This is a genomic window from Sphingopyxis sp. USTB-05 (assembly GCF_023822045.1).
Taxonomy (GTDB): Bacteria; Pseudomonadota; Alphaproteobacteria; order Sphingomonadales; family Sphingomonadaceae; genus Sphingopyxis.
Window position 1 is genome coordinate 3,869,935 of the sequence record NZ_CP084712.1, and the last position, 9,607, is coordinate 3,879,541.

8 protein-coding genes are annotated in these 9,607 nt (G+C 63.2%); 3 read left to right on the forward strand and 5 right to left on the reverse strand.

What is annotated here, in order from left to right:
• Window positions 1–98: 98 nt before the first annotated feature.
• Both KEC45_RS17905 and KEC45_RS17910 read left to right on the forward strand, forming a co-directional pair.
• Window positions 99–890 (forward strand): phytanoyl-CoA dioxygenase family protein, encoded by a 792-nt coding sequence (locus KEC45_RS17905; RefSeq protein ID WP_242774230.1) that lies wholly within the window; start codon window positions 99–101, stop codon window positions 888–890.
• A 4-nt stretch (window positions 891–894) separates the two neighbouring features.
• A complete protein-coding gene (locus KEC45_RS17910) occupies window positions 895–2,736 on the forward strand; it encodes a DUF885 family protein (protein ID WP_242774227.1) in 1,842 nt (613 codons plus the stop codon).
• Window positions 2,737–2,748: 12 nt separating this feature from the next.
• On the opposite strand, the gene KEC45_RS17915 is transcribed toward KEC45_RS17910, so the two are convergent.
• The 5 genes from KEC45_RS17915 to KEC45_RS17935 form a co-directional block, all read right to left on the reverse strand.
• A complete protein-coding gene (locus KEC45_RS17915) occupies window positions 2,749–3,423 on the reverse strand; it encodes a nitroreductase family protein (RefSeq protein WP_242774225.1) in 675 nt (224 codons plus the stop codon).
• A gap of 62 nt (window positions 3,424–3,485) precedes the next feature.
• Window positions 3,486–5,612, reverse strand: coding sequence for a M3 family metallopeptidase (locus KEC45_RS17920; protein WP_242774224.1), 2,127 nt, complete (start codon window positions 5,610–5,612; stop codon window positions 3,486–3,488).
• The gene (locus tag KEC45_RS17925) at window positions 5,609–6,778 is read right to left on the reverse strand and encodes an alpha/beta fold hydrolase (protein ID WP_242774217.1); all 1,170 of its coding nucleotides are present in this window, start codon (window positions 6,776–6,778) and stop codon (window positions 5,609–5,611) included. Before KEC45_RS17925 ends, KEC45_RS17920 begins: the two co-directional genes overlap by 4 nt.
• A 95-nt stretch (window positions 6,779–6,873) precedes the next feature.
• Window positions 6,874–7,482: a TetR/AcrR family transcriptional regulator gene (locus tag KEC45_RS17930; RefSeq protein WP_252171217.1), complete on the reverse strand. Its 609-nt coding sequence runs from the start codon at window positions 7,480–7,482 to the stop codon at window positions 6,874–6,876.
• 1 nt (window position 7,483) lies between these two features.
• Entirely contained in the window at window positions 7,484–8,098 is a 615-nt protein-coding gene (locus KEC45_RS17935; protein ID WP_242774211.1) for a hypothetical protein, read from the reverse strand.
• Window positions 8,099–8,207: 109 nt separating this feature from the next.
• Here KEC45_RS17935 and KEC45_RS17940 point away from each other — a divergent pair, with 109 nt between their 5' ends.
• On the forward strand, window positions 8,208–9,575 hold the full coding sequence (locus KEC45_RS17940) for a sodium-dependent transporter (protein ID WP_242774204.1): 1,368 nt from the start codon (window positions 8,208–8,210) through the stop codon (window positions 9,573–9,575).
• Window positions 9,576–9,607: the final 32 nt, after the last annotated feature.

Consider the following 9,607-nt stretch of genomic DNA (forward strand, 5'->3'; position numbering starts at 1 on the left):
CCCGTCGATCTCTCCCGCGCCGAGCAACGAAACCGCCGTGCAGCTTATTGATCGCTTAGATACATATGTGTATCGTTCAACTCCGAGAGGGAGACGCCATGATCAGCCAGACCGGAATTACCGACTACCGGGCGTATGGCGTGGTCTATGTGCCGCAGGTGCTTTCAACGGACTGGATCGAACGTCTGGCTAAAGCGACCAACGCGGCCGTTGCGAGCGCACCGGATGACTCGGAAATCTATGAAGGCTCGCGGGTAGCGCCACTTTCCTATGGTGAGTTACAGGTGTGGAAGCGGCTCAGCCCATTCCGCGAGGCGATCTTCGAAGGCAGCCTTGCCAGTCTTGCCGCACGGGCTATGGTTTCTTCAACCGCCCGGTTTTTCTGCGACCAGCTGCTAGTTAAAGAGCCGGGATCGACCCGTCGCACCCCGTGGCACCAGGACATCCCCTATTGGAAGGTCTCGGGCCGACAGGTCTGTTCCATCTGGCTTGCGCTCGATTCCATCCCTAGTACCGCCGCGCTGGAATTTGTCCGCGGCTCGCACGTCTGGGATGAACATAACCCCCAGCACTTCATAGACGCCTCGCCATATGAGGGCACCGGCCTTGCTGCCCTGCCCGATATCGAGGAAGCTCGCACAGACTATGATATCGCGGCGTTCGACATGGCTCCGGGCGATGCCCTGATATTCCAAGGAGCGATTGTGCACGGCGCACCGCCGGCAGGCGAAGCGGCTCGGCGGCGCGCATGGTCGACGCGGTGGCTGGGCGACGATGCTATCTTCGCTGAGAAACCGGGCGAACGGGCGTTCCCTGCCGACGTTACCGACCTCGAACACGGCAAGCCCTATGTCGGGCCGGATTATCCACTGATCCATCGAGGAAACTGACGCTATGACACGAACTTTCAAATATGCGTTCCGGCACCTCGTTTGGTTTGCCAGCGGTCTATCGGCGGCCCTCGGCGCGGCCTCAACAGCAGCTCAATCCAATTCGTTTGCGACCGAAGCGATGATCAACCCCACCCCTGCCCCGCAAGCGCAGCTTGCTGCGGTGCATGACGAGCTGGTCGCAACGCTGCGCCCCTTCGATCTATCCCTGCGCGGATTGCTCGGCGATCCCATCCCGATTTTGCCACCCGACACGCTAGAGCAGTGGGAGGCGGTCGCGGTCAAGGGAGCAGGCGTTCGCGCCAAGCTCGAAGCCATTCCGGCCGGTGGTCTCGACGAGCAGGATCGCTTGACTCGCGACTACCTCATCGCCCTGACCCATGGGATTGAGGACTATCCGCGCTTCTGGCTATATGCCTTTCCCATAACACCCTATGCGGGTGGATGGCGGCATAACACCATTCGGCAATCCGCGATCAGCACGCCGCTAGAGACGGCGGAGCAGCGAGCCTACTATCTCGCTGCGCTAAAGGCCTACGCGGCGCACGTCCGCTCACAACGAGATAAACTAGCCCTGCAAGCGGAGCGCGGAATCCGTATCGCAGTTCCGGCAATACCCGGAGCCCGCCGGACTGCCGCCAACCTCGCGCAAGCGTCGGCAGCCTTCGTGCCCGCGCCCGAACGTCTCGTGTCTGCGAGCTCCGAAGAAGCAGCGTCCTTCCGCGCCGAGGTGACCGCGCTGATCGAAGGTGAGCTGGCCCCTGCCTTCTCAGCGCTGGCAGAGATGTTAGATGACGCCTATGTCGCCGCTGCCCCGCAACGTCCGGGGCTAATGTGGCAGGAAGGCGGCGCTGATCACTATGCTCGTCTCGCAGGCCTGCACACGGGGACCGGCCTCGCTCCGGACGAAATCCATGTGATCGGTGTTGAAATCCTGGTCGATGCGCGGGCCGAATTAGCCGCGATAAAGAAGAGCGTCGGCTTCACCGGCAGTGACCGCGCTTTTGCCGCCATGGTCAATGCCGATCCGCGATTCTCGGCCGCCACGCCGCAGGACGTCGAAGCCCATTTCCGGCGCGGGATGGAAAGGATCGAACCGATTCTCCCGCGCTATTTCTCGTTGCTGCCCAAGGCGCCCTACGGCATCGAACGCGCCCCACCCCATATCGAGGAAGGTATGACCTTCGGCTTTTATCGATCGCCAACGCCCGAGCAGCCGGTCGGCGCGTATGTCTACAACGGTGCCTCGCCCGGGACGACGTCCTATGCCAATGCCGCAGCGCTCATCTATCACGAGCTCTTGCCGGGCCACCATTTCCAAATCGCCCTGCAACAGGAAAACAAGGCTCTACCCCTCCTGCGGCGCGCCAACGGCTTCTTATATCTCAACGCCTATGTCGAAGGCTGGGCGGAATATGCCGCCGATCTGGCGGACGAGATGGGCATGTATGCGACCCCTTACGAGCGCTTCGGGCGGCTCTATTCCCAGATGTTCCTCGCCAATCGCCTCGTGGTCGACACCGGTCTCAACGCGAAGGGCTGGACGCATGAGGAAGCTCGGCGATTCATGCAGGACAACACCTTTGCGTCCGAGGCCGAGATCGAGAGCGAGCTACTGCGCTATTCCACCGACATTCCCGGACAGGCCCTATCCTATGCGATGGGCCAGCGCGAACTGTTGCGGATGCGCGCCGAGGCGCGCGCGGCACTGGGCGAGAAGTTCAGCTGGCCAGCGTTCCATGCGGCGGTGCTGAGTCCAGGAGCCGTGCCGATGTCATTGCTCGATGCGCACCTTAAGCGGTGGCGAGAAGCGGGCGGAGACATGTCGGCCGCAGATCCTGAATGACGCGCCCATGGCTCAGATGAACGAGGCGATCTGATCCAGCGGCTTCTTCTTCAGGGCATGAACCGGCACGGTGGCATCCTTCGCAGAATAGCCAACCACCAGCAGGAGATAGGGCTTCTCGCTCTTGGGCCGGCCGCACAGATCGTTGAGGAAGGTCATGGGCTTGGGCGTGTGGGTCAGCATGCAGAGCCCGGCATGGTGCAGTGCGGCGATCAAAAAGCCCATCGCGATCCCGACGGATTCGGGGACGTAGTAGTTCTGCTGCTCGCCGTCCTCGCGGATGCCGCCCTTCCGCTGACCGAAGACGGCGATGATCCACGGGGCGTGTTCGAGATAGGGTTTGTGCGCATCGGTGCCGAGCGGGGCGAGCGCGTCGAGCCATGCCTCTCCGGCCTTGCCGGCATAGAACTCGCGTTCTTCCTTCTCGGCCAGCTCACGCAAGGTCGCCTTGGCCTCGGGCGTGCCGATCGCGCAGAAGTGCCAGGGTTGGTGGTTCGCGCCGCTGGGTGCGAGGCCGGCAGCGGCGATCGCCGCCTCAATTACGGCGCGCTCGACCGGACGATCGGAGAATTCGCGCACGGTATGGCGCTTCTTCATCCGCGAGAGGAATTCCTGCGCTTCGCCAAGCATGCGGGCAGGCGGCAGTTCGACATGGTCCATCAGTGGGACCGCGTCATGTTCCTGCATTTTTCGTTCTCCAAAGATCTGCCATGCCGACCGTCACGAGGCGAGGCGAGGCGCGCAGGCTCTCACTTCGCCTCGCCCTCCCCGTCCAGAGCGAACCGGCGGATCAGCGCAGCCTCGTCCGGCGCACGGCCATGGAATTCGCGATAGGCCTGTTCGACCGGCACGCAATTGGCCCGGGCGAGAACCAAGTCGAAGTATCGCTCTCCCTCCTTCCGGTCATGCAGGCCGCCCGGAGCGCGCAGGAACACCTCGGCAAGATCGGCCGCGAGAATGTCGGACCACAGGTAGGTGTAGACATTCGCCGCATATTCGCGCGACCAGGTGTGATAGGCGGCCGATGCCTGCATGATCGGATCAGCAGAGGCGGGAAAGCCCCGCTCGGCCAGCACCGCGGCCTCGAAAGCATTGACATCGGGTATCGGCCCGTCGGCCTGGTGCAGCTTCTGGTCGACCAGCGCCATCGCCATGTATTCGGGATTGACGCTGAACACCCTTTCATACTGCCGAGCCGCGCGCAGCCGTTCGCGCAGGTCTGCGGGCATCATCTTTCCGGTGTGATGATGCGGCAGACGGTCGAGCGTGCGGTCAGTCAGAAGCCAACGCTCGTTGAGTAGCGAAGGTACTTCGACGAAATCCCAGGGCACGGTAAGCGATGCAGTTCCGTTATAGCTCGCGGTGCTCGCCAGCATGTGCAGCACATGGCCGAATTCGTGGAACAACACGTTGGCATATTCGAAGGGGAGGAGGATTTCCTCGCCCACGGCGGCTTGCGGCGGGCTCGAATTAAGCACGATCACCGGCAGTTCGCCGGGAGCGAGATCTCCCGCAGGGCGATACTGCGCCGCCCACGATCCTTGAGGCTTCTGCGGGCGCGGACGGATATCGAGGTAGACAATACCCGCAGGTGCGCCCTTGCGGCGCGCGAGATAGACTTCGATTTCCGGACTGACGGTCGGCGCGCCGCTAAGTCGTTCGAAGCTGTAGCCGTAGGTGTCGCCCGCTGCGGCAAAGATCGCGTCGCGCACGCGCGGCAGGGGGAAGTAACCCGCGATCTCCTGCGCATCAATGCCGAAGCGTTCGCGCGTGAAGCGGTCGAGATAGTGGATGCGATCCCAGGGTTCGATGGTGCCGATCCCGTCCTCGCGCGCAAGCACGGCCAGTTCGGTCATGCGGCGGGCATCGGCGGCCATGACCGCGGTCCAGTTTGTCTCGATGATGTCCAAAGCGCGCTCGGGCGTAGCGACCATGCGCGAGGCCAGCACATAGTCGGCAAACCGCGGATAGCCGAGCAACCGGGCCTTGGCCTTGCGCAGGGCGAGGATCTCGGCCGCAATCGGGCGGTTGTCGTACTCGCCTTCAGTGCCGCCGCGGTTCATCCATTGCTGCCACACTTCGCGCCGGGTTTCCCGATCGCGCACGAAGGTCTGAACCGAGAAAACCTGCGGGCGCTGGTTGGGGATGGCAAAAGCGCCTTCGCGCCCCCGGCTTTTCGCGAGATCGGCAGCGGCGGCGATCTGCGCCTGCGGTAAGCCATCGAGCCGTGCGGCATCTTCGAGGAACACGAACTGCCCGGCAGCCTCGCGGTTGAGGTTTTGGTTGAGCTGGAGCTGGAGGCTAGCAAGCTTCCCGTCGATCTCGGCAAGCCGCGCACGCTCGACAGCGCCCAAGCCTGCCCCTGCACGCGCCATCGCCGCATAAGTCAGCTCGGTCAGCCGCGCATCTTCAGGGTCGGAGGTTCCAGACGGGAGCGAACGGTAGACCGCCGAGACCCGCAAGAACAACGCCGGATCGGAAAGCGCCTCGGCCTGCACCGCTTCGTTCATCGCCACCAGACCGGTGCCGACCGCGCGCCAGTTCTCGTCGGAATGGGACGAAAGGAAAGTGCGCAGCAACGCCATCAACCGCCGCAATGGGCGGCCGGCCCGGTCGAGCGGCGCGACCGTGTTCGCAAAGCTCGGCGGAGCGGGATCGGCAGCAATCGCGGCGAGTTCACGGCGGTAGGCTTCGACCGCTGCGGGAACCTGCTGCGCGAGCGCTTCAGGCGTCGCGCGGTCGAACGGCGGCAGGCGCCATTCGCCTGTCCAGTCCGAAAGCGCGCTTGTGGCCGGCCGCTCCGCTGCCGCGGCCCCCGGCGTCTGCGCGAGGACCGACACCGATGCCGCCAGCGCGATGGCCAGCCGGATGCTCACTTGCCCGGCTCCTGCAATGCTGTTGCGGGCGGCGCGTAATTGCCACGCGCGATCTGCCGCAGGACATCTGCCGTCTCGGCGGGGTATTCATAAAGGAAGTTATGGCTCGCGTCGGCTGGCGCAACGATCCGGGTCGAATTGTTCGAGTAGTCGAGATAGCGCTCGCGGGCGACGGCATAGAAGTTCTGCAACCTCTGCGCCTCGCGCTGCTCGGCATTTCGCAGCGTGGAGACATCCGACAGGCCGACCGCGTTCTGCGGCGCAAACAGGTAGAGCGGGACGTTGCCCAACTCCCCCTCGTAAAAGCCGGTCTCGTAGCCCACCGCCGCCATTCCTTGGGGGGTGAGTTCGCGAAAGATCGAATGCGCGGCCATTTGCGTGCGCGGCCGAGTCACATAAGTCTTCTGGATGGAATAGGCCTTGCCCATGGTCGCCGCGATCTTACGTTCGAGCTGGGCGTAGGCGGGCGGGGTTTCAGTCTCACCCTTCAAGGTCTGGTAGTCTAAGGCGAATAGCGAGAAGAAGCCGTTCCACCACGGATCGGAGGACAGCGAGGAGAGTTCCTCCAGCCGCGGCCCATAAAGGATCACGTCGGGCGGGGTCGCATCCATCACCACCAGTGCATGCACCTGCTCCGGACGCAGCCGCGCCATATTGGCTGCCAGCAGGCCGCCGAAGGAATGTCCCGCCAGCATCACCGGACCCTTAACGCCAACCTTGTCGAGCGCCTCCCACATCTGCTTCGCCTGAGTAGCGGTCGAAACCGGGAATCGTGCAGGCCCGCTCCAGCCCGTCCCCGGACGGTCGATCAACACACTGCGGAATTCCGGTTTGAGCGCGTCGTGAAGAAACTTCATCGCCGTCCCGGGGGCATAGCCGCCCCCGAACAACACGATCACCGGGCCCCTGTCCTGCGCCCCCTCGGCGAGCACGTGCAGCCTCTGCCCGTCGACCTCCACGAAGCTGCCGGGCGCGGGGTAGAGCCGCTCCATTCCGGCAACGCGATAAAGGTGAACACCGCTGCCGACCGCCATCGCGGCAGCAAATAGCAGCACGGGGGCAGCGGCCCACCTGCGGCGGGTCAGAACGAAGATGACGCCAGCCAGCACCGCCATACCCGCGGCCAGCACGAGGCCTGCCCAGTCATTGCTCAGAAACCCGTGCATTGCGCTTTAACCCCTCCATCTGAACGTCAAGGAGCAAGCTTACGATACACATATGTATCGCGCAACCGCTGTGTTGTGCTAAAGTTGGTTAGACGTCAGTCTTTGCCGAACAGAACGCGAGTGTAGTGCGGCAGCATCGCCCTGCGTTCCTCAGGACTCTCCCCGAGCTCAAGCGTGTAGTAGCCGATCTGGTGGAAATAAGTAACTCGCGCTCTGGCTTTGGCATCGTTGGGTTCATAGTCGTCGTTCAGAAACATGTCGGTAATCGCCTCGATACGCCCAAGATCAACGCTGCGCACTCGTGCGTGGACCGCTGGATCTATCAGCGCCCATTGCCGTATTGCGGCTTCGAGCCGGGGATCGAACTGCCGTTCTTCCATCCAAAGGTCGATCAGCCGCTGCATGCGTTCAGCCAGCGTCCCGCGTTCGGCGAGCCGGTCGAGGAAATGACGGGCGTTAGAACTTTCCCAATCGAGCAGCAGGTGATCGAGCAAATCCTGGCGGTTCTTGAACCGCCAGTAGAAGCCGCCGCGCGTGACACCGAGACGCACCGCAAGAGGATTGATCTGGACTGCGGCAACCCCGCCCTCGATCAGCATTTCGCGCGCGACGGCAATCCAGTCCTTTTCGACTGGAGTGTCCCTTTTGCTAATCGCATGCGCTTTGGCCGACATGCCTGTGGCGTGAGGCCTGCCGCGATCCATGTCAATCCAGCGCTTCGATAATCGCCTTTTCGCGCTGCATAATTTCGGCGACTTCCTGATTATGAAACGCGACGTCCGCCTGCATTTTCTGACGGATGTACTCAGGTGTCAGCTCGCCACCTTCGGGTTTCTTCACAGGCCATCGGGTCTGAATGATGGTCTGGTAAATCGAAGCATCCGCGCCATCGGGGCGCACCTGATGGAACACATAGGCCGGCACGGGATTTTCGAGCACGATCATCAGAGTCAGCAACCGCGCTTCCTCGTCGATACCGCTGACCATGATTGTCACCTTGGGACGACTTGTGTCGCCTTCCCGAACACCCCGGACAGCGCCCAGCCATACCGTGGGATCGTCGGTGACCGGTGAGACGGCAAAGCCCTGCTGGCGCAGCCTTTCGCCGTCGACATAGAGCCGCTTGAGGTGTTGCCACACGACGTCCGCCGACTTCTCGACGCGCATTTCATAATGATCGGCGAAAGGGGCGAGAACGGTCTCGATATCGTGAGCGACGGGAGCTGCTGCAGCCTTGCCTTCCGCCAGTGCAGGCCATGCGGTAGCCAGCATCGCTGCAGGAACGAGGCAAAGCCCCATCACAACTTTGCGTAGTGTCATCGGCAGGTCTCCCCAAGGGGGCGCTAAAAAAACATTGCTCAAGCGCCTGCACACATGAATACAGATATGTATCGTCCGGTCAATGCGACGTTGGGGGGGGGAAGTGGGAATGAACGGTGCGCAAAGCAAGGGAGGGCGACGCTGGTCATCGCGGCTGATGTTTGTCATCGCGGTGATCGGCTTCGCTGTCGGCCTCGGTAACTTGTGGCGCTTTCCCTATCTGGCAGGGCAGAACGGCGGCGGAGCCTTCATCCTGCTCTATGTCGGCGCGGTGTTCGTCATCGGCCTGCCGCTAGTGATCGCCGAACTGGCCATCGGACGCACGGGCGGGGCCGATCCGGCCCGGGCGTGGCGGCAGGTCGCCGCCAACGAGGGCCGCTCGCCGCTGTGGGGCGCGATCGGCTATCTCGGGGTTGGCTCGAGTTTCCTTGTCGTATCGTTTTATTGCGTCATCGGCGGGTGGACGCTCGCCTTCGCCTGGAACGGGGTGAGCACGCTGACCGGCATCGGAGGAACGCTGGACTTCGCGGCCCTGCTTGCCGATCCATGGGCGCTGACGGCGTGGCAGACCGCCTTTATCGTGATCAATCTCCTGATCATCAGGCTTGGTCTTCAGAACGGCCTCGAACGGGCGATGGCGGTGATGATGCCAATGCTGGCGTTGACCCTGTTCGGCATGCTCGCCATCGCGGTCTTCCAGCCCGGGTTCGTCCCGGCCCTCGAGTTCCTATTCGCCGTCAACCCCGACCACGTCACCTGGGACAGCGCCATCAAGGCGGTGGGTCATGCCTTCTTCTCGGTCGGCGTGGCCGCCGCAGTGTTGGTGACCTATGGCGGCTATCTCGGCCCGCAGGACAGGATCGGGCGACTAGCCGCGATCATCGTGTTTGCCCAGACCGTCGTGGCTCTGCTGGCCGGGCTGGTGATCTTTCCCTTCGTCTTTTCGGTGGGCCTCGATCCGACCGAGGGGCCAACCCTGCTGTTCGTGACCATGCAGACTGTCTTCGCCACCCTGCCCGGCGGCAAATGGCTGGCAGCGGTGTTCTTCATTCTGGTGGTGATGGCCGCCGTCACCTCGAGCGTTGCGCTGTTCGAGATGCTGGCAGCAATCGGCGAGGCACGGGGCATTGCCCGCGGACCGCTGCTCGGCGGCGCGGGGGCCGCGCTGTGGGCGATCGGGATCGGCACGGTGGTCTCGTTCAATCTCGCGGCCGACTGGCGCCCGCTGGCCGGCATGCCGCTGTTCGCCGAGGCCAATTTCTTCGGCGTGCTGGACATCCTGACCTCCGCAATCGCCATGCCGCTCGGAGGCCTGCTGACCGCGATCTTCGCCGGATGGTTCGTGCCCCGCGAAAGCTGGGCGAGGATGCTCGGTTGGCCGGTCGACGGCCACGTGCTGACAGGCTGGCTGATGCTGCTACGCATCCCGGTGCCCCTGATCCTTATCGCAGCCCTCGCCGCAGGGCTGATGTCGTGACGGGCAGCAAGGTGGTTGCCCAATACACTAGT

What these genes read in the sequence shown, in the direction of transcription:
- KEC45_RS17905 (WP_242774230.1), top strand. Translation starts at nt 99, where the DNA reads ATGATCAGCCAGACCGGAATTACCGACTACCGGGCGTATGGCGTGGTC.
- KEC45_RS17910 (WP_242774227.1), top strand. Translation starts at nt 895, where the DNA reads ATGACACGAACTTTCAAATATGCGTTCCGGCACCTCGTTTGGTTTGCC.
- KEC45_RS17915 (WP_242774225.1), bottom strand. Translation starts at nt 3,423, where the DNA reads ATGCAGGAACATGACGCGGTCCCACTGATGGACCATGTCGAACTGCCG.
- KEC45_RS17925 (WP_242774217.1), bottom strand. Translation starts at nt 6,778, where the DNA reads ATGCACGGGTTTCTGAGCAATGACTGGGCAGGCCTCGTGCTGGCCGCG.
- KEC45_RS17930 (WP_252171217.1), bottom strand. Translation starts at nt 7,482, where the DNA reads ATGGATCGCGGCAGGCCTCACGCCACAGGCATGTCGGCCAAAGCGCAT.
- KEC45_RS17935 (WP_242774211.1), bottom strand. Translation starts at nt 8,098, where the DNA reads ATGACACTACGCAAAGTTGTGATGGGGCTTTGCCTCGTTCCTGCAGCG.
- KEC45_RS17940 (WP_242774204.1), top strand. Translation starts at nt 8,208, where the DNA reads ATGAACGGTGCGCAAAGCAAGGGAGGGCGACGCTGGTCATCGCGGCTG.